Below are 18,801 nucleotides of genomic sequence, written 5' to 3' on the forward strand. Positions count from 1 at the left end.
TTTGCGCTACTCTTGCGCTCATGACGCGACGACTTGCTCAAGTGGCGAAGAAGGTGGGGGTCAGCGAGGCAACGGTCAGCCGGGTGCTCAACGGCAAGCCGGGCGTCTCGGAGACGACCCGCCAGTCCGTGCTCACCGCACTGGACGTCCTCGGCTACGAACGCCCCACCCAGCTGCGCGGCGAACGGGCCCGGCTGGTCGGCCTGGTCCTGCCGGAACTCCAGAACCCGATCTTCCCGGCCTTCGCCGAGGTGATCGGCGGCGCGCTGGCCCAGCAGGGGCTGACCCCGGTGCTCTGCACGCAGACCACCGGCGGGGTCTCCGAGGCCGACTACGTCGAGCTCCTGCTCCAGCAGCAGGTCTCCGGCGTCGTCTTCGCCGGCGGGCTCTTCGCGCAGGCCGACGCCCCGCACGAGCACTACCGGCTGCTCCACGACCGCAAGGTCCCGGTGGTGCTCATCAACGCCTCGATAGAGGACCTCGGCTTCCCGTGCGTCTCCTGCGACGACGCCGTCGCGGTCGAACAGGCCTGGCGCCACTTGGCCTCCCTCGGTCACGAGCGCATCGGGCTGGTGCTGGGCCCGCCCGACCACATCCCCTCCCTGCGCAAGCTGGTGGCCGCCCAGGCGGTCGCCGCGGCGGCCGGCACCGAGCTGCCCGCGGCGCACGTGGAGCGGGCGCTGTTCTCCCTGGAAGGCGGCCACGCGGCCACGTCGAGGCTGCTGGACCGCGGGGTGACCGGCATCATCTGCGCGAGCGACCCGCTGGCCCTGGGGGCCATCAGGGCGGCCCGCCGGCGCGGGCTGGACGTGCCTGGCCAGGTCTCCGTCGTCGGGTACGACGACTCGGCCTTCATGAACTGCACCGAACCCCCGCTGACCACCGTCCGGCAGCCCATCGAAGCCATGGGCAGGGCCGCCGTGGAGCTGCTCACCGCGCAGATCCAGGGCGCCGCCGTACAGCCCGGAGAGCTGCTCTTCGAGCCCGAGCTCGTCGTGCGGGGCTCCACCGCCCAGGCCCCGCGCCCCCGTTCCGAGTAACGCCCCACCGGTCTCCGCCGAGTTCGGCCCCCGGCCACAGGGCCCCGAAACGTCTCGCTGACGTTTCGGGGCCCTGTTTTGCGTTCGCCCCCCGAGCCGCCCGGCGCTCCACTGCCAATCTCTTGCGAAATCTGCGCGAGATATTGCGTTCATCTGTCGGTGGTGATTGAGTGTGCCGCGCTCGCCTCCTTACACGCCCCACGCCTCCTGCTCGATGCTCGAAGGGGACCACCGATGAGAACCAACATCCGCCGCACCACCGCGACCGCCCTCGTCTCGGCGCTCGCCGTCACCGCCCTCGCGGCCTGTGGCACGAGCAGCAGCGGGGACGACACCAAGAACCAGCCGTCCGGCGGTTCCACGGACGCCTCCGCGCCGCTCGACCCGAAGACCAAGGTCACCCTCTCCATCGACTGCATGCCGCCGGCGGCGAAGGCCGCCGAGCTCAAGCAGTGGAAGGAGGACGTGGCGGAGTTCAACAAGACCTACCCGAACGTCACGATCGACGGCCGCTCCACCCCCGGCCAGTGCCTGGAGCCCCCGCGGTTCACGGCGATGCTCAAGGCCAAGTCGCAGCCGGACGTCTTCTACGCCTACTTCACCGACCTCAAGCAGGTGCTGGACAACGACGGCGCCGAGGACATCACGGCCTACGTCACGGCCAAGTCGGTCCCGGCCTTCGACGACATCGACAAGAACGTCGTCAACACCCTCAAGCAGGACGGCAAGCTCTACGGGGTGCCGACCAGCAACTACACGATGGGCCTGCTGATCAACCGCAAGCTCTTCCAGCAGGCGGGCCTCAACCCCGACCAGCCCCCGCGCACCTGGGACGAGGTCCGCGCGGCCGCCAAGAAGATCGCGGCGCTCGGCAACGGCACCGCCGGCTACGGCGAGTACAGCGTCGAGAACACCGGCGGCTGGCACTTCACGGCCGCCATGTACGGCATGGGCGGCGATGTCGTCGGAGCCGACGGCAGGGCGGCCTTCAACAACCCGACCGGCAAGCAGGTCGTGGACAACCTCCACGCCATGCGCTGGGAGGACGACAGCATGGGCAAGACCCAGCTGCTCAAGTGGGGTGACCTGCAGAAGCAGATGGCCTCGGACAAGCTCGGCATGTTCCTCGCCGCGCCCGACGACATCACGTACATGGTCCAGCAGCTCTCGGGCAAGTACGAGAACTTCGGCATGGGCCCCATCCCCGGCGGCGCCGCGACGCTGGCCGGCGGCAACGGCTACATGATCAAGAAGGGCAGCTCTCCCGACAAGGTCAAGGCCGCCATCGCCTGGCTGAACTTCAAGACGCTCGCGGTCGGCAAGGGGCAGTTCCAGTACGACCGTTCCAAGGCCGACGGCCTGCCGGTCGGGCTTCCGCAGCCCGCCTTCTTCACCGGCGCCAGCAAGGCCAAGGACGACGAGCTGAAGGCCGCCAACGCCACCATGCCGGTCATCAACTTCAAGCCCTTCCTGGACAACCCGGTGGCCGGCAAGGCCGAGCCGGCGAAGGCCCAGGAGGTCTACAAGGTCCTCGACAAGGTGATGTCGGCGGTCCTGACCAACAAGGACGCCGACTCGGCGCAGCTCCTCGCGGAGGCCGAGAAGGCCGTCAACCAGGTGCTGGCCAACCAGTAGCGGCCCCGGCCGGGGGAGGTCCGGGCGGCCTCCCCGGCCCGGACCCGCCCGCAGGCCCCCACCCCGTACACAGATGGCGACGACCCACCAAGGAGCGAGCGGCGATGTCGGCTCCCACCCTGCCCGGTACCTCTCGTGAGGAATTCCTCCGGGCGTTCAAGCGGAACCTCTCGGCCCACGGCTTTCTGATCGGCGCCGTCCTCTGCTTCTCCTTCTTCTCCTGGTACCCGATGGTCCGGGAGTTCCTGCTGGCCTTCCAGAAGACCGAGGGCGGAGCCGTCCACTGGGTCGGCTGGGACAATTTCCGCTACGTCTTCAACGACCCGGCGTTCTGGCAGGCCTGGCGCAACACCCTGCTCTTCAGCGGGCTCGCGCTGGTACTCGGCTTCGCCGTCCCGTTCGTGGTCTCGATCGTGCTCAACGAATTCCGGCACGCACAGGGCTACTTGCGCCTGCTGGTCTACCTCCCGGTGATGATGCCGCCGGTCGCCTCGATCCTGCTCTTCAAGTACTTCTACGACCCCGGTTACGGGGTCTTCAACAGAATTCTGGAATTCCTGCACCTGCCGGCGCAAGACTGGCTGCAATCCACCGATACCGCGATGGTCTCCGTCGTCATCGCTTCCACGTGGATGAACATGGGCGGCGCGACCCTGATCTACCTGGCAGCCCTCCAGGGCATCCCCGGAGAGCTCTACGAGGCGGCGGAACTCGACGGAGCCGGGGTACTGCGCAAGATCTGGCACGTCACGATCCCGCAGACCAAGCTCATCCTCTCGCTGATGCTCCTCATGCAGATCATCGCGACGATGCAGGTGTTCGTCGAACCGTTCATGCTCACCGGCGGCGCCGGTCCCGAAGGGTCGACCACCACCGTCGTCGTCCTCATCTACCAGTACGCCTTCAGTTTCAACCAGTACGGCGGCGCCGCGGCCCTGGGCCTGTGCCTGCTCGTCCTGCTCGCCGGCTTCTCCGCCGTGTACGTCCGGCTGAGCCGCGACAACGAGAACTGACGGGAGGACCCACATGTCAGAGCGCACGCTGATATCCCCGGCCCAACTCGGCCGCACCCGAGGCAAGATCGCCTACTGGACCGTCCTGGCCGCGGTCGTGATCGGCTTCACGATCGTCTTCCTCGGGCCCCTCTACTGGATGGTCGCCAACGGCCTCAAGAGCACCGCGGAGTTCACCCAGGTCCCGCCGACCGTGGTCCCGGACTCCCTGCACGCCGGGAACTATTCGGCGGCCTGGAAGGTCATGGACCTCGCCAAGCTGCTGTTCAACACCCTCTACTACGCGTTCGGCGCCCTGGCCTTCCAGCTCGTCCTCGACGTGGCCGCCGCCTATTCGCTGTCCAAGCTCCGGCCGGTCTTCGGCAAGGCCGTCCTCGGCATGATGCTGGCGACGCTGATGATCCCGGCCACCGTCCTCGTCGTACCGCAGTACCTCACGGTCCTGGACATGCCGCTCATCGAGCGGAACCTGCTCAACACGCCCTGGGTGATCTGGCTGCCCTCGGTCACGAACGCCTTCAACATCTTCCTTCTGAAACGATTCTTCGACTCCATCCCCGGCGAGATCCTCGATGCCGCCGCCATCGACGGAGCCTCCTCCCTGCGCACCCTGCGCTCCGTGGTCCTGCCGATGTCCCGGCCCGTCCTCGGCGTCGTGTCGATCTTCGCCATCGTCGGGGTCTGGAAAGACTTCCTCTGGCCCATGCTCACCCTCCCCGACCCGGCCCTGCAGACGCTCAACGTCGGCATCTACTCGCTCGCCAGGGGAGTGCCCGAGAACCATCTCGTCGCCGCGCTCGCGATGGCCTCGGCGCCCACGCTCATCATCTTCCTGATCTTCCAGCGCAACATCATGAGCGGCCTGACGGCAGGCTCCCTCAAGGGGTGAGCACCACCCCGCACCGCCGCCGTGCCCGGTCGCCCCCCTGAAAGGACCCCTCCGTGGCTGACTTTCCCCTGCCCGAAAACGCCGCCGACTGGTGGCGCTCGGCCGCCATCTACCAGGTGTACGTACGGAGCTTCGCCGACGGCGACGGGGACGGCACCGGTGACCTCACGGGCGTCCGCGCCCGCCTCCCCTACCTCGCCGAACTGGGCGTCGACGCCCTGTGGTTCACCCCCTGGTACCTCTCCCCGCTCGCCGACGGCGGCTACGACGTCGCCGACTACCGCACCATCGACCCCGCCTTCGGCACCCTCGCCGAGGCCGAGAAGCTCATCGCCGAGGCCCGTGAACTGGGCATCCGCACCATTGTCGACATCGTCCCGAACCACGTGTCCGACCAGCACGCCTGGTTCAAGGCCGCCCTCGCCGCCGGCCCCGGCAGCCCCGAGCGGGAGCTCTTCCACTTCCGCCCGGGCCGCGGGGAGCACGGCGAACTGCCGCCGGGGGACTGGCCCTCGCAGTTCAACGGAGCCGCCACCTGGACGCAGGTACCGGACGGGGAGTGGTACCTGCACCTCTTCACCCCCGAGCAGCCCGACCTCAACTGGGACCACCCCGCCGTCCGCCGGGAGCACGAGGAAGTCCTGCGGTTCTGGTTCGAGCGCGGAGTCTCCGGCGTACGGATCGACTCCGCGGCCCTGCTCGCCAAGGACCCGGCCCTCCCCGACCTGGCAGGCCGCTCGGCCGAGCCGTGGCCCGGAGAAGTGCACCCGTACATCGACCGCGACGACCTGCACGCCATCTACCGTTCCTGGCGGGCCATCGCCGACGAGTACGGAGCCATCTTCGTCGGCGAGGTCTGGCTGCCGGACTCCGAGCGGTTCGCCCGCTACCTGCGCCCCGACGAGCTGCACACCGCCTTCAACTTCTCCTTCCTCAGCTGCCCGTGGGACGCCGGCCGGCTGCGCACCTCCATCGAGGAGACCCTCGCCGAGCACGCCCCCGTCGGAGCCCCGGCCACCTGGGTGCTGTGCAACCACGACGTGACCCGTACGGTCACCCGCTACGGGCGCGCCGACACCGGCTTCGACTTCGCCACCAAGGCCTTCGGGACCCCCGCGGACCTGGCCCTCGGCACCCGTCGGGCCCGCGCCGCCGCGCTGCTCACCCTGGCCCTCCCCGGCTCCGTCTACGTCTACCAGGGCGAGGAACTGGGGCTCCCCGAGGCCGAGATCCCGCTCGGCCGCATCCAGGACCCCATGCACTTCCGCTCCGGCGGCACCGACCCCGGCCGGGACGGGTGCAGGGTCCCGCTGCCGTGGACCGCCGAGCCGTGGAACGAGCCCTGGCTGCCCCAGCCCGCGGACTGGCCGGCGTACGCCGCGGACCGCCAGGCCGGGGACCCGGACTCGATGCTCACCCTCTACCGGACGGCCCTCGGACTGCGCCGGGCCGCGGCCGGCTTCGGCGGGGGATCGCTGGAGTGGCTGCCCGCGCCGCCCGGAGTGCTCGCCTTCGGCCGCCCCGACGGGCTGGTCTGCGTGGCCAACCTGTCCCCGGAGCCGGTCCCGCTGCCGGCCCACACGAGCCTCCTGCTGAGCAGTTCCGCGCTGGATGCGGACGGGCTGCTCGGACAGGACACGGCGGTCTGGCTGCGGACCTGACGCCGCAGCCGGACCGCCAGGACCACCTGTTTCCCGCGCCCCACCTCGTAGATCCGCCCGTGCACACCCCCGCACCGCATGGAGAGGTCCCACCGTCATGAGCGCAGCAGCACGCATCGCAGCACGCGGGAGGCCGGCCGGCGCACTGCTCGCCGCGCTGGCCGCCACCGCCGTCCTCGGGGCGGCCGCCGCCCTCCCGCTGGTGGCGGCCCCCAGCGCGACGGCCGCCCCTGCCGTCCTGTCCCCGCTGGACGTCCCGGGGCGCGGGGCGACCGTGCCCTTCACCGAGCAGGAGGCGGAGCGGGCGGCCACCAACGGGTCGGTGATCGGGCCCGACCGGACCTACACGAGCCTGCCCGCAGAGGCCTCCGGGCGCAGCGCCGTACGGCTGGACGCGGCGGGGGAGTACGTCGAGTTCACGCTGACCAAACCCGCGAACGCGATGAGCGTGCGCTATTCGGTACCGGACAACGCGGCCGGTACGGGGATCAGCGCACCCGTGGAGCTGAAGCTGGACGGGACCAAGCTGAAGGATCTGGACTTCACCTCCAAGTACAGCTGGTTCTACGGCAGCTACCCCTTCACCAACCAGCCGAACGGCGACAAGCCGCACCACTTCTACGAGGAGACCCGCACCCTCTTCGGGAAGACCCTCACGGCGGGCTCCAAGGTCCGGCTCACCCTCTCCTCCCTCGGCGCCACCCCGTGGGCGATCGTGGACCTCGCCGACTTCGAGGAGGTCGCGCCCCCCGGGACGCGGCCGCCCGGCTCGCTGTCGGTGACCGACTTCGGGGCCGATCCGAACGGCTCCGCCGACTCCACGGCCGCCTTCCAGCAGGCGGTGGACGCGGGCGCGGCGCAGGCGAAGGAGGTGTGGATCCCGCAGGGCACCTTCAAGCTCACCGATCACGTGGTGGTGGACAAGGTGACACTGCGCGGGGCCGGACCCTGGTACTCCGTCCTCACCGGGCGTCACCCCACCGACCGCAGCCGCGCGGCCGGGATCTACGGGAAGTACGTACAGGGCGGCGGATACGGCGGACAGATCCGTGCGCACGAGAGCGGCGGGCCGAGCAGAAACGTCACGCTGAAGGACTTCGCGATCATCGGCGAGATCGCCGACCGCATCGACGACGACCAGGTCAACGCCATCGGGGGCGCGATGAGCGACTCCGTCGTCGACAACGTGTGGATGCAGCGGACCAAGGTCGGGGCCTGGATGGACGGCCCGATGGACAACTTCCACATCAGGAACAGCCGGATCCTCGACCAGACGGCGGACGGGGTGAACTTCCACTGGGGCGTCACCCGCTCCTCCGTGGAGAACACCTTCCTGCGCAACCTGGGCGACGACGGCCTCGCCATGTGGGCGGACACCAAGAACAACGTCGCCAACTCCTTCAGCCACAACACCGTCGTCCTGCCGATCCTCGCCAACAACATCGCGATCTACGGCGGCAAGGACATCAGCGTCACCGACAACGTGGCCGCCGAGACCCTGTCCAACGGCGGCGGCCTGCACGTCGGCAACCGCTATCCCGGGGTCACCCCCGGCCAGGGGACGGACGTCTCGGGCACCTTCACGCTGGCCCGCAACACCCTGATCCGGACCGGGAACACCGACTACGGGTGGAACTTCCCGATCGGCGCCGTGTGGTTCGACAGCCGGTCGAGCTCCATCGACAAGGCCGCGATCAACGTGACCGACAGCGACATCCTGGACAGCTCCTACGCTGCCATCCACTTCGTGTCCGGCAGCACGAAGGGCGTGCACTTCGACAACATCACCATCGACAAGACCGGGACGTTCGCGCTCCAGTTCAACGACCCGGCCGAGCTCTCCATGAGCAACGTCAGGGCCACCCGGATCGGCTTCACCGAGCCGGTCTACAGCTGCCTGGGCGCGCAGCTGAAGCTGACGCAGGGCAGCGGGAACTCCGGCTGGAACACCAAGCTGCCGAACACCTACTGCGGGCCGTTCCCCCCGGCGACCGACCAGCCGGGACCGGAACCGACGCCGAGCCCGACGCCCACTCCCACGCCGAGCCCGACGCCGACTCCGACGCCGCGCCCCACTCCCACGCCGACGCCCACCCCGACTCCGACGCCCACCCCGACCCCGACTCCGACCCCGGACCCCACCCGCAACCTGGCCCAGGGCCGGCCGGTCGCCGAGTCCTCGCACACCCAGGGCTATGACGCGGCCAAGGCCGTCGACGGAGACCCGAACAGCTACTGGGAGAGCCTCAACAACGCCTTCCCGCAGTCGGTGACGGTCGACCTCGGCACCACCACGGCCGTCAAGCGCCTGGTCCTGAAACTGCCGCCGCCGGCAGCCTGGGGGGCCAGGACCCAGACCCTGTCGGTCCTGGGAAGCACCGACGGCTCCTCCTTCACCACCGTCGTCGCCCCCCAGGGCCACGTCTTCGACCCGGCGAGCGGGAACAAGGTGACCATCACCCTTCCCGCCGGTACGAACCTGCGCCACCTGCGGCTGGCCTTCACCGGCAACACCGGCTGGCCGGCCGGGCAGCTCGGCGAGTTCGAGGCCTACGCCGGCTGAGCCCCGGCACCCCGCCGGGGAACACCCCGCCCGGTGACACCCCGCCCGTCACGGCAACGGCTGTGGCGGGCGGGGTCCGTGGTACTGCCCGCTCGGTCGCATCCGCAGCGGGCGCTCCTCGTACTCCTCCAACGCGTGCGCGATCCAGCCGGCCGTACGGGCCACCGCGAAGACCGTCTCCCCGGCCTCCGGAGCCATCCCGCAGGAGACCGTCAGCACGGCGAGCGCCAGGTCCACGTTGGGGTACAGGCCGCCGCCGTGCCGGGCCATCACCCCGGCCACCTCGCGCGCCGCGCCCAGCGCCGGACCGGCCTGCGCCAGCGGCTCCAGGCGGGCGAACAGCGCCGTCGCCCGCGGATCCTCAGCCCCGTACAGCCGGTGCCCGAGCCCGGGCACCCTGCGTCCGGCCCGCAGGTACTCCGCCACCACCGGAGCCGCGCCGCCGCGCTCCAGCACCTCCACCAGCATCCGGTGCGCGAGCCGCCCGGCCGCTCCGTGCAGGGGGCCTTCGAGCGCGCCGAGCCCGGCCGAGACCACCGCGTACGGATGTGCGCGCGCCGACGCGGCCACCCGTACGGCCAGGGTCGAGGCGGCCAGGTCGTGGTCCGTCAGCAGGGCCAGGGCCAGGTCCAGGACGGCCAACGCGTCCGGATCGGGGTCCAGGGCGGAGAGCCGCGGCCACAGCTGCCGGGAGAGGCGGCCGTCCCCGCCCCACTGCGCCGGGCCCACCTCGGGCAGGGCGCCGACCAGGGTGGGGATCAGGGCGCGTGCGGAGCCCAGTACGGAGGACTCGGACAGGTCGAAGCGCAGCGGGTCCGCGACCGCCGCGGCGGCGACGGCCACCCGCAGCCGGTCGATCGGCCCGCTGTGCTCGGGGAGCGCGGCGACCGCCCGGCGGGCCGCGGCGAGGGACTCCGGGGGAGCGGTGAACCGGGCCCCGCGCACCAGGGTCCCCGTCCAGAGCCACTCGGCGACCTCCTCGTAGCGGTACCGCGAGGCCAGTTCCACGGCGTCCACGCCGCGGAAGTAGTACCGGTCGGACTCGATGAGGGTGAGCGCGGTGCGTACGGAGAGCTCCCCGGCGGAGGCGGCGAACCCGGGGGGACCCGCCGCCTCGCGTCGGCTGCGCCGGGCCAGGGCCTCCACCTCGCGGGCGTCGAAACTGCTGGAGCGTCCGACCGGGTCGCGGCGGCTCGTGAGCTGGCCGCGGCTGACGTACGCGTACACGGTCGCGGGCTTCACCCCCAGCAGCCGGGCCGCTTCCTGGGTGCCGATCCTTCGCTCACCGGGCTCGTCGTTCATGACGCACACCCTACATATGTTGATTCGATCAATATTGACAGTGATTGAGTGCATCATGGATGGTCGATCCATGAACACCACCGTCGCACCCGCCGAAACCCCCCGCGGACTCGCGGGAGTCGTGGTCACCGAGACCCAGCTCGGTGACGTGAGGGGCCGTGAGGGCTTCTACCACTACCGCCAGTACTCGGCGGTCGAGCTCGCCGAGAGCCGCACCTTCGAGGACGTGTGGCACCTGATGTTCCGCGGCGCACTGCCCGCCGACGCCGCCGAGCGCGCCGCCTTCACCGCCGAGATCGCCCCGCTGCGCCGGCTCCCCGCCGAGGTCCGGGACGCCCTGCCCGCCCTGGCCCGTGCCACCGCCCTGTCCGGCCCGCTCTCAGGGCTGCGCACGGCGCTCTCCCTGCTCGGCGCCTCCGCGGGCTTCCGCCCGGTCTACGACCTGGCCCCCGAATGCCGGGCCGCCGACGCGCTGGCCGCCTGCGCCGCCGTACCGACCCTGCTCACCGCCCTGTACCGGCTCGGCCAGGGGCTGGAGCCGGTGGAACCGCGGGACGACCTCCCGTACGCGGCCAACTACCTCCACATGCTGACCGGACGGGAACCCGAGCCGGTCAGGGCCCGCGCGGTCGAGCGGTACCTGATCTCCACGATCGACCACGGCTTCAACGCCTCCACCTTCACCGCCCGCGTGATCGCCTCCACCGGCGCCGACGTCGCGGCCTGTCTCACCGGGGCGATCGGCGCACTCTCCGGCCCGCTGCACGGCGGCGCCCCCAGCCGGGCCCTGGACACCCTCGACGCCATCGGCACGGCGGACCGGATCGATCCGTGGATCCGCGAGCGCGTCCTCGCGGGCGACCGGATCATGGGCTTCGGCCACCCCGTCTACCGCACCGAGGACCCGCGCTCGCGGATGCTGCGCGGGATCGCCCTGCAGTTCGGCGGCCCGCTGGTGGACTTCGCCGTGGAGGTCGAGCGGCACGTCGAGGAGATCCTCGCCGAGCTCAAGCCGGGCCGGGAGCTGCACACCAACGTGGAGTTCTACGCGGGCGTGGTCATGGAGCTGTGCGGGCTGCCGCGCGAGATGTTCACGCCGACCTTCTGCGCGGCCCGCGTGGTCGGCTGGAGCGCGAACGTCCTGGAACAGGCCGCAGACTCGAAGATCATCCGGCCGGCAGCCCGCTACACCGGTCCGACCCCGCCCCGGCCGGTGCCCGCCCTCGGCTGACGCTGGCTACGATCGATCGGGTGAACAGCATCCCCGTCGTCGTCCTCGCCGGATTCCTCGGATCCGGCAAGACGACCGTCCTCAACCACCTCCTCGGCAACCGGGGCGGCACCCGGATCGGGGTCGTCGTCAACGACTTCGGCTCCATCGAGGTCGACGCGATGGCGGTGGCCGGCCAGGTCGGGGACTCGATGGTCTCCCTCGGCGGCGGCTGCCTGTGCTGCGCCGTGGACGGCAGCGAGCTGGACGCGTACCTGGAGAAGCTCGCCGACCCCGTCCACCGCATCGACGTGATCGTCATCGAGGCGAGCGGGCTGGCGGAGCCGCAGGAGATGGTCCGGATGCTCGTCGCCAACGAGAACCCGGGCGTCCGGTACGGCGGCATGGTGCAGATCGTCGACGCGGCGGAGTTCGACGCGACCCGGGCCAGGCACCCCGAGACCGACCGGCACCTGGCCGTCGCCGACCTGGTGGTGCTCAACAAGACCGACCGGATCGACGCCGCCGAACGCACCCGGATCGAGGGCGCGCTCGCCGCGCTCTGCGCACCGGGCATCCCGGTCGTCGGCGCGGACCACGGGCGGATCGACCCGGAGCTGCTCTTCGACCGCCGCCCGTGGACCGAAACGCGCGGCCAGCTGTCCTTCGAGGACCTGCTGGCCCAGGCACACGACCATGACCGCGACCACGACGGCGATGAACACGCGGACCACGTCCACGCGGCCTACGAGAGCACGGAGTTCGTGTCCGAGCAGGCACTCGGCCCGCGCCGGTTCATCGAGTTCCTCGACCGCCGCCCGGCCGGCCTCTACCGGATCAAGGGCTCCGTCTACTTCGGCGTCCCCGGCCACGAGGAGCGCTACGAGGTCCACGCGGTCGGCCGCTTCCTCCGCTTCGCCCCGCACCCCTGGGGCCGGGGCGAGCCGCGCCTGACGCAGCTCGTCCTGATCGGCTCGGGCACCGACGGCCCCGCGCTGCTCCGCGAGCTGGAGGACTGCCGCGAACCGGAGCCGTGGCACGCGGCCCCGGAGAGCATGTGGGGCGTCCTGCGCTACGTACACCGCCCGGCGGAGCAGGCTCCGGATCCCGATCCGGAATCCGATCCGGATCCGGATCCGGATGATCATCCCGATCCCGAGGACTACTAGGGGCCGCCCCGCGCAGGGTCAGGCGACCTCGATGCCGAAGTCGCCGAGGAGGGGCTCCAGGCCGCCCGGGTAGCCCTTGCCGCCGAGGACGAAGTCCCAGTCGCCGCCCGGGCGGCGCCGGAAGGAGCCGAGGACCAGGGCGGTTTCGCCGGCGCGGCCGTCGGAGACCTCCAACCGGCCCAGTTCCTCGCCACCCGCCCCCAGCAGCCGGATCCGGGCGTCGGTGAAGCCGGCCAGATCGGCGTGCGGATCGGCCTCGGGGTCGATCGCGGCGACGAGGACCAGCCGGTCGGACCGCTGCGGCAACGCGTCGAAGGCGACCAGCAGCGCCGCCTTGTCCGGTGCCGCGTGCGCATGGGTCCGTACCGAACCGTCCGGGGTGTTCGGGTTGTTGAAGAACACGAAGTGGTCCTCGCTCAGCACCCGGTTGCCTTCGCAGACCAGCGCGCACACGTCCAGCGCGACCGACCCCGCCCAGGACATGCCGAGCACGTTGTGGTCCGCGGCGGGTTCGGGCTCGGCCGTCCGCTGGGCCGGGACCGAGGGCGCCGCGCCCGGGCCGAGGCGGCCGCGCAGTCCGTGCCGGTGCAGCAGCTCCACGAGGGCGGCGCCGTGAACCAGCTCCAGCGGCTTGCCGTCGGCGAAGGTGTACGACGTGGGTCCGAAGGTCGCGGTGGTGACCAGCACCCCCTTGTTCGCCCCCTTGTCCTGCACCGTGCCGTAAAGATCCCGGACGGCCGTCGGCGACACGGTGTTGCGGTAGCGCTTGACCTGCACCACGATCCGCCCGCCCGTGATCGGGGACGGGTCGTTCGCCTCGATGTCCACCCCGCCGTCGCCAGAGCGCTGTGTGGTTACCGCCTCCATGCCCATCGCCCGGAACAGCTCGGCGACCAGGTTCTCGAAGGCGATCGGGTCCATCGCGAAGAGGTCCGGCTCGTCCTCGTCGCGGCCGGCGTGACCTCCGTGACGGACGACGCCGCCCACCTCACCGGGCCGACGCTCCGGGCGCACGGCGGCAGGCTGGTCCGGCCGTGCGGACAACTGCCCGCCCAGCCCCTCCACCAGACAGTCCACCGCGCTCACCAGCTCCAGCCGCAGCCCGGTGAAGGCCGACCGGGGCGCCGACACCGAGGCGAGCACGAGCTGCGCCTCCCGCCCCGTCACCGGATCGTGAGCGTCCACGAAGCCGTTGACGACGACGGAGTCCAGGGCGTCGAACTCGTCGGCCGCGTACAGATCGCGGACCACCAGCAGCACGCACTGCGCCAGCAGGTCCCGGTAGACCGCCCGCCGCTGCGTGGCCGGGCGGGCCGTCTCCTTGTCCTGGTCCGTACTCGGCACGTACCGCACCGACTTGGCCTCCGGCACCACCTCGTAGCCGGGCAGTTCCCAGTCCAGTACCAGCTGGCGGCGCGCCGGGTCGTAGGCCGCCGACACCTGTCGGGGCAGGTTCTCCGGCCAGCCGGCCGAGGCGTACAGGGCCGCCGAGAAGTACTCCACCGCGGCCTCCGCGTCGCCCGCGCGCAGCGCGCCGGCCAGCTCGGTGAGCCCGCCGTTGTGCCCGCGGATCCCGGCGAGCTGCTCCGCTGCCCAGCGGTCGTACTGCTGCCGGTACGCCGCCAGCTGCTGCTGCCGCTGCGCCTCCGCGGCCTGCGCCGCCTGCCAGGCCTGCGTGTACCGGGCGTGCGCCTCCCGCTCCGCCTGCGCCCGCCGGTTCGAGCCCAGCGTCCAGCCGCTGCTCTGCTGCTGGAAGTGGTGCAGCTGCGGCAGCGGCACGGGGTGCGCCAGGTTCCCCGGATCGAAGGGGTCGAGCCGCTCGGGCCTGACCAGGGAGGCCAGCCGGAACGCCGGGGCACGGCAGCCCGCGGCCAACAGCCCTTGCAGGGCCGCGACCCGGGCGTCGAGCTGCTCGGTCGCCCGCCGGGCCTGGGCGTCGCGGTGCTGTTTATAGGCGGCCTGCTGTTCGCGCTGCCCCCGGGCCACGTCCCGTTCGTACGCCCGCTGCCGGCGTTCCGCCTCGCGCTGCTGGATCAGCTGCGTCTGCTGCGTCCGGCGCTGGGCCTCGGCCCAGTCACTGATCAATCCGCCCGACCGACGACTCATCAGTTCTGTGTCTCCCCGCCCCACCCGACAGTGCCAAGAGGGAAAACACTAGTCGCCATTCGGGTGGTACGTCCCTCGGACGTACCACCCGAATGGGCTGGAACTTCCTACAGCGCCGTACCCGCCAGCGCCGCGACCACCGCCGGCAGGGCCGTGCCCGAGCCGTCGCGGCGCGGGTCGGCCGCGGGCAGTGCGGCCGGAGTGCCGTTCGCCGCCGCCGCGCGGACCGGGGAACCGCCCGCCCAGGCCAGCAGCAGGACGTCCTCGCCCTTCAGGAAGCGCTGGCAGCGCACTCCGCCGGTGGCCCGGCCCTTGCGCGGGTACTGGTCGAACGGGGTCAGCTTTCCGGACTGCATCGAGTCGTCCAGCGTCCCGTGCGAGCCCGCCACCGTGAACACCACGGCCTCGCGCGCCGGGTCCACCGCCGAGAAGTGGATCACCTTGGCGCCGTCCGCGAGCTTGATGCCCGCCATACCGCCCGCCGGGCGGCCCTGCGGACGGACCTGGCCCGCCGGGTAGCGCAGCAGCTGGGCGTCGTCGGTGATGAAGACGAGGTCCTCCTCGCCCGTGCGCAGCTCGACCGCCCCGATGATCCGGTCACCGTCCTTGAGGGTGATGACCTCCAGCTCGTCCTTGTTGGCCGGATAGTCCGGCACGACCCGCTTGACCACGCCCTGCTCGGTGCCGAGCGCCAGGCCCTGCCCCGACTCGTCGAGCGAGGTCAGGCAGATGACCTGCTCGTCCGCCTCCAGCCCGGAGAGGAACTCCGAGACCGGGGCCCCGCCCGCCAGGTTCGGCGCGGCGTGGGTGTCGGGCAGCTGCGGCAGGTCGATGACCGACAGCCGCAGGAGCCGGCCGTACGAGGTGACCACGCCGATGTCGGCCCGCGCGGTCGCCGCGACCTGCGAGACGATCAGGTCGTGCTTGGCGCGGGCGCCGCCCTCCTCCTCGGGAAGCGGGTCCGCGTTGGCCGTGCGGGCGAGCAGGCCGGTGGAGGACAGCAGCACCCGGCACGGGGTGTCCTCGACCTCCAGCGGGACCGCCGCGACCGGCGTCCCCGCCGATTCCAGCAGCACCGTACGGCGCTCCGTGCCGAACTTCTTCGACACCGCGGCCAGTTCCGCCGAGACCAGCTTGCGCAGCTCGCTGTCGGAGTCCAGGATCCCGGTCAGCTCGTCGATCTCGCCGGCCAGCCGGTCGCGCTCGGACTCCAGCTCGATCCGGTCGAAGCGGGTGAGCCGGCGCAGCGGGGTGTCCAGGATGTACTGGGTCTGGATCTCGCTCAGCGAGAAGCGCTCCATCAGGCGCTCCTTGGCCTGCGCGGAGTTGTCGCTGTCCCGGATGATCCGGATGACCTCGTCGATGTCGAGCAGCGCCACGAGCAGGCCCTCGACGAGGTGCAGCCGGTCGCGCCGCTTGCCGCGGCGGAACTCGCTGCGCCGGCGGACGACCTCGAAGCGGTGGTCGAGGTAGACCTCCAGCAGCTCCTTGAGGCCCAGCGTCAGCGGCTGCCCGTCGACCAGCGCGACGTTGTTGATGCCGAAGGTCTCCTCCATCGGCGTCAGCTTGTACAGCTGCTCCAGCACGGCCTCGGGGTGGAAGCCGTTCTTGATCTCGATGACCAGGCGCAGGCCGTGCGAGCGGTCCGTGAGGTCCTTGACGTCCGCGATGCCCTGGAGCTTCTTCGAGCCGACCAGGTCCTTGATCTTCGCGATGACCTTCTCGGGACCGACCGTGAAGGGCAGTTCGGTGACGACCAGCCCCTTGCGGCGCGGGGTCACGTCCTCCAGGGCCACCGTGGCGCGGATCTTGAAGGTGCCGCGGCCGTTCTCGTAGGCGTCCTTGATGCCCGCGAGGCCGACGATCCGGCCGCCCGTGGGCAGGTCGGGACCCGGGACGAAGCGCATCAGCGCGTCCAGGTCCGCCTCGGGGTAGCGGATCAGGTGGCGGGCGGCCGCGATGACCTCGCCGAGGTTGTGCGGGGCCATGTTGGTGGCCATGCCCACCGCGATCCCGGACGCGCCGTTGACCAGCAGGTTCGGGTACGCGGCGGGAAGGACGACCGGTTCGCGCTCCTGGCCGTCGTAGTTCGCGGCGAAGTCGACGGTGTTCTCGTCGATCCCGTCCGTCATCAACGAGGCGGCGTCGGCCATCTTCGACTCGGTGTACCGCATCGCGGCCGGCGGGTCGTCGTTGCCGAGCGAGCCGAAGTTGCCGTGGCCGTCGACCAGCGGGAGCCGCATGGAGAAGGGCTGCGCCATGCGCACGAGGGCGTCGTAGATCGACGCGTCGCCGTGCGGGTGCAGCTTGCCCATGACCTCGCCGACGACGCGGGCGCACTTCACGTAGCCGCGGTCGGGGCGCAGGCCCATCTCGTTCATCTGGTAGACGATGCGCCGGTGCACCGGCTTCATGCCGTCGCGGGCGTCGGGAAGGGCACGGGAGTAGATCACCGAGTACGCGTACTCGAGGAAGGAGCCCTGCATTTCGTCGACGACGTCGATGTCGAGGATCTTCTCCTCGAAATCCTCCGGCGGCGGGGTCTTCGTGCTGCGGCGGGCCATCGCTGCGCGGCTCCTTAACCAAGAATCGGGATGAGCTGAGCTCTCACGGGGTGGGGCGGGGGGTGGGACGGGGACGGTGCTGGGGCGGTGCCGGTACGGGTGCGGACCGGTTTCGGACAGGGGTGACGCGGACCATTGTGGCCCGAGGCACCGACAACGCCGACTCCGACCCAGGACTGGGCCGGGAACTTCTCCGCCGGCCGACACGCTTGCATACAGTGGCAGGTCTGACAGGAATCTCTGCATCGCGATCGAAGGGACCACATGCCCATGGGTCACACGGCCACAGCTCACGCCGGCTCCGGCGGCCTCACAGCGACCGAGCACCGGCTGGCCAACGGCCTGCGCGTGGTGCTGTCCGAGGACCACCTGACCCCGGTCGCCGCGGTCTGCCTCTGGTACGACGTCGGCTCGCGCCACGAAGTCAAGGGACGTACGGGCCTGGCTCACCTCTTCGAGCACCTGATGTTCCAGGGCTCGAAGAACGTCTCCGGCAACGGCCACTTCGAACTGGTCCAGGGCGCCGGCGGCTCCCTCAACGGGACCACCAGCTTCGAGCGGACCAACTACTTCGAGACGATGCCGACCCACCAGCTGGAGCTCGCGCTGTGGCTGGAGGCGGACCGGATGGGCTCGCTGCTGGCCGCCCTGGACGACGAGTCCATGGAGAACCAGCGCGACGTCGTCAAGAACGAGCGCCGCCAGCGGTACGACAACGTCCCGTACGGCACGGCCTTCGAGAAGCTGACGGCGCTGGCCTACCCGGAGGGCCACCCGTACCACCACACCCCGATCGGTTCCATGGCCGATCTGGACGCCGCGTCCCTGGAGGACGCGCGCGCGTTCTTCCGTACGTACTACGCGCCCAACAACGCGGTGCTCTCGGTCGTCGGCGACATCGACCCCGAGAAGACCCTCGCCTGGGTCGAGAAGTACTTCGGCACCATCCCCGGCCACGACGGCAAGCAGCCGCCGCGCGACGGCTCGCTGCCCGAGATCATGGGCGAGCAACTGCGCGAGGAGGTCGTCGAGGAGGTTCCGGCCCGCGCGCTGATGGCGGCCTACCGGCTCCCGCACGACGGCACCCGCGAGTGCGACGCCGCCGACGTGGCGCTGACCGTCCTGGGCAGCGGCGAGTCCTCCCGGCTCCACAACCGCCTGGTGCGCCGCGACCAGAGCGCCGTCGCGGCCGGCTTCGGCATGCTGCGCCTCGCCGGCGCACCCTCGCTGGGCTGGCTGGACGTCAAGACCTCCAGCGGCGTCGAGGTGCCCGCCATCGAGGCGGCCGTCGACGAGGAGCTCGCGCGGTTCGCCGCCGAGGGCCCGACGGCCGAGGAGATGGAGCGCGCGCAGGCCCAGCTGGAGCGCGAATGGCTGGACCGGCTGAGCACGGTGGCCGGCCGCGCCGACGAACTGTGCCGCTTCGCGGTGCTGTTCGGCGACCCGCAGCTCGCTCTGACCGCCGTCCAGCGCGTCCTCGACGTCACCGCCGAGGAAGTGCAGGCCGTGGCCGCTGCCCGACTGCGCCCCGACAACCGGGCGGTGCTCGTCTACGAGCCGATCGCCGCGGACGAGCACGACGAGCACGCAGAGAACGACGAGAACGAAGGGGCGGAGCAGTGAGCGACACCGCAGCCGACACCGCAGCC

At 71.1% G+C, this 18,801-nt stretch carries 12 protein-coding genes; 9 read left to right on the plus strand and 3 right to left on the minus strand.

What is annotated here, in order from left to right; genetic code table 11:
• Nucleotides 1-20: 20 nt before the first annotated feature.
• The 6 genes from ACFRU2_RS19380 (at nucleotide 21) to ACFRU2_RS19405 (ending at nucleotide 8,801) form a co-directional block, all read left to right on the plus strand.
• Nucleotides 21-1,040 (plus strand): LacI family DNA-binding transcriptional regulator, encoded by a 1,020-nt coding sequence (locus ACFRU2_RS19380; protein ID WP_382973503.1) that lies wholly within the window; start codon nucleotides 21-23, stop codon nucleotides 1,038-1,040.
• A gap of 234 nt (nucleotides 1,041-1,274) precedes the next feature.
• Nucleotides 1,275-2,675: an ABC transporter substrate-binding protein gene (locus tag ACFRU2_RS19385; protein ID WP_382973506.1), complete on the plus strand. Its 1,401-nt coding sequence runs from the start codon at nucleotides 1,275-1,277 to the stop codon at nucleotides 2,673-2,675.
• A gap of 104 nt (nucleotides 2,676-2,779) precedes the next feature.
• Nucleotides 2,780-3,688 (plus strand): carbohydrate ABC transporter permease, encoded by a 909-nt coding sequence (locus ACFRU2_RS19390; RefSeq protein WP_274549892.1) that lies wholly within the window; start codon nucleotides 2,780-2,782, stop codon nucleotides 3,686-3,688.
• Between the two features lie 13 nt (nucleotides 3,689-3,701).
• A complete protein-coding gene (locus tag ACFRU2_RS19395; protein WP_382973509.1) occupies nucleotides 3,702-4,577 on the plus strand; it encodes a carbohydrate ABC transporter permease in 876 nt (291 codons plus the stop codon).
• 53 nt (nucleotides 4,578-4,630) lie between these two features.
• Nucleotides 4,631-6,238: an alpha-amylase family glycosyl hydrolase gene (locus ACFRU2_RS19400; RefSeq protein WP_382973511.1), complete on the plus strand. Its 1,608-nt coding sequence runs from the start codon at nucleotides 4,631-4,633 to the stop codon at nucleotides 6,236-6,238.
• A gap of 97 nt (nucleotides 6,239-6,335) precedes the next feature.
• Nucleotides 6,336-8,801: a discoidin domain-containing protein gene (locus ACFRU2_RS19405; RefSeq protein ID WP_382973514.1), complete on the plus strand. Its 2,466-nt coding sequence runs from the start codon at nucleotides 6,336-6,338 to the stop codon at nucleotides 8,799-8,801.
• A gap of 48 nt (nucleotides 8,802-8,849) precedes the next feature.
• Here the strand turns inward: ACFRU2_RS19405 and ACFRU2_RS19410 are convergent, their stop codons facing one another.
• Nucleotides 8,850-10,103, minus strand: a complete 1,254-nt coding sequence (locus ACFRU2_RS19410) for a citrate synthase (RefSeq protein WP_382973517.1) — start codon at nucleotides 10,101-10,103, stop codon at nucleotides 8,850-8,852.
• 55 nt (nucleotides 10,104-10,158) lie between these two features.
• On the opposite strand from ACFRU2_RS19410, the gene ACFRU2_RS19415 reads away from it, so the two are divergent.
• Nucleotides 10,159-11,334 (plus strand): citrate synthase, encoded by a 1,176-nt coding sequence (locus ACFRU2_RS19415; protein WP_382973520.1) that lies wholly within the window; start codon nucleotides 10,159-10,161, stop codon nucleotides 11,332-11,334.
• Nucleotides 11,335-11,354: 20 nt separating this feature from the next.
• Nucleotides 11,355-12,482 carry a CobW family GTP-binding protein gene (locus tag ACFRU2_RS19420; RefSeq protein WP_382973523.1) on the plus strand — a complete coding sequence of 376 codons (1,128 nt, stop codon included), beginning with the start codon at nucleotides 11,355-11,357 and terminating at the stop codon, nucleotides 12,480-12,482.
• A gap of 18 nt (nucleotides 12,483-12,500) precedes the next feature.
• Here the strand turns inward: ACFRU2_RS19420 and ACFRU2_RS19425 are convergent, their stop codons facing one another.
• Nucleotides 12,501-14,588, minus strand: a complete 2,088-nt coding sequence (locus ACFRU2_RS19425) for a restriction endonuclease (RefSeq protein WP_382973526.1) — start codon at nucleotides 14,586-14,588, stop codon at nucleotides 12,501-12,503.
• Nucleotides 14,589-14,695: 107 nt separating this feature from the next.
• Nucleotides 14,696-17,152 carry a DNA topoisomerase (ATP-hydrolyzing) subunit A gene (locus ACFRU2_RS19430; protein WP_382973529.1) on the minus strand — a complete coding sequence of 819 codons (2,457 nt, stop codon included), beginning with the start codon at nucleotides 17,150-17,152 and terminating at the stop codon, nucleotides 14,696-14,698.
• Between the two features lie 270 nt (nucleotides 17,153-17,422).
• Between ACFRU2_RS19430 and ACFRU2_RS19435 the strand changes: the two genes are divergently transcribed.
• Nucleotides 17,423-18,775 (plus strand): M16 family metallopeptidase, encoded by a 1,353-nt coding sequence (locus tag ACFRU2_RS19435; RefSeq protein WP_382973532.1) that lies wholly within the window; start codon nucleotides 17,423-17,425, stop codon nucleotides 18,773-18,775.
• Nucleotides 18,776-18,801: the final 26 nt, after the last annotated feature.

This window comes from Streptomyces sp. NPDC056883, assembly GCF_042788835.1.
Taxonomy (GTDB): domain Bacteria; phylum Actinomycetota; class Actinomycetes; order Streptomycetales; family Streptomycetaceae; genus Streptomyces; species Streptomyces stoeckheimensis.

Excerpts from the sequence above, each read along its gene's own strand:
- ACFRU2_RS19380 (WP_382973503.1), top strand. The coding sequence starts at position 21 with ATGACGCGACGACTTGCTCAAGTGGCGAAGAAGGTGGGGGTCAGCGAG.
- ACFRU2_RS19385 (WP_382973506.1), top strand. The coding sequence starts at position 1,275 with ATGAGAACCAACATCCGCCGCACCACCGCGACCGCCCTCGTCTCGGCG.
- ACFRU2_RS19390 (WP_274549892.1), top strand. The coding sequence starts at position 2,780 with ATGTCGGCTCCCACCCTGCCCGGTACCTCTCGTGAGGAATTCCTCCGG.
- ACFRU2_RS19395 (WP_382973509.1), top strand. The coding sequence starts at position 3,702 with ATGTCAGAGCGCACGCTGATATCCCCGGCCCAACTCGGCCGCACCCGA.
- ACFRU2_RS19405 (WP_382973514.1), top strand. The coding sequence starts at position 6,336 with ATGAGCGCAGCAGCACGCATCGCAGCACGCGGGAGGCCGGCCGGCGCA.
- ACFRU2_RS19410 (WP_382973517.1), bottom strand. The coding sequence starts at position 10,103 with ATGAACGACGAGCCCGGTGAGCGAAGGATCGGCACCCAGGAAGCGGCC.
- ACFRU2_RS19415 (WP_382973520.1), top strand. The coding sequence starts at position 10,159 with ATGGATGGTCGATCCATGAACACCACCGTCGCACCCGCCGAAACCCCC.
- ACFRU2_RS19425 (WP_382973526.1), bottom strand. The coding sequence starts at position 14,588 with ATGAGTCGTCGGTCGGGCGGATTGATCAGTGACTGGGCCGAGGCCCAG.
- ACFRU2_RS19430 (WP_382973529.1), bottom strand. The coding sequence starts at position 17,152 with ATGGCCCGCCGCAGCACGAAGACCCCGCCGCCGGAGGATTTCGAGGAG.
- ACFRU2_RS19435 (WP_382973532.1), top strand. The coding sequence starts at position 17,423 with ATGGGTCACACGGCCACAGCTCACGCCGGCTCCGGCGGCCTCACAGCG.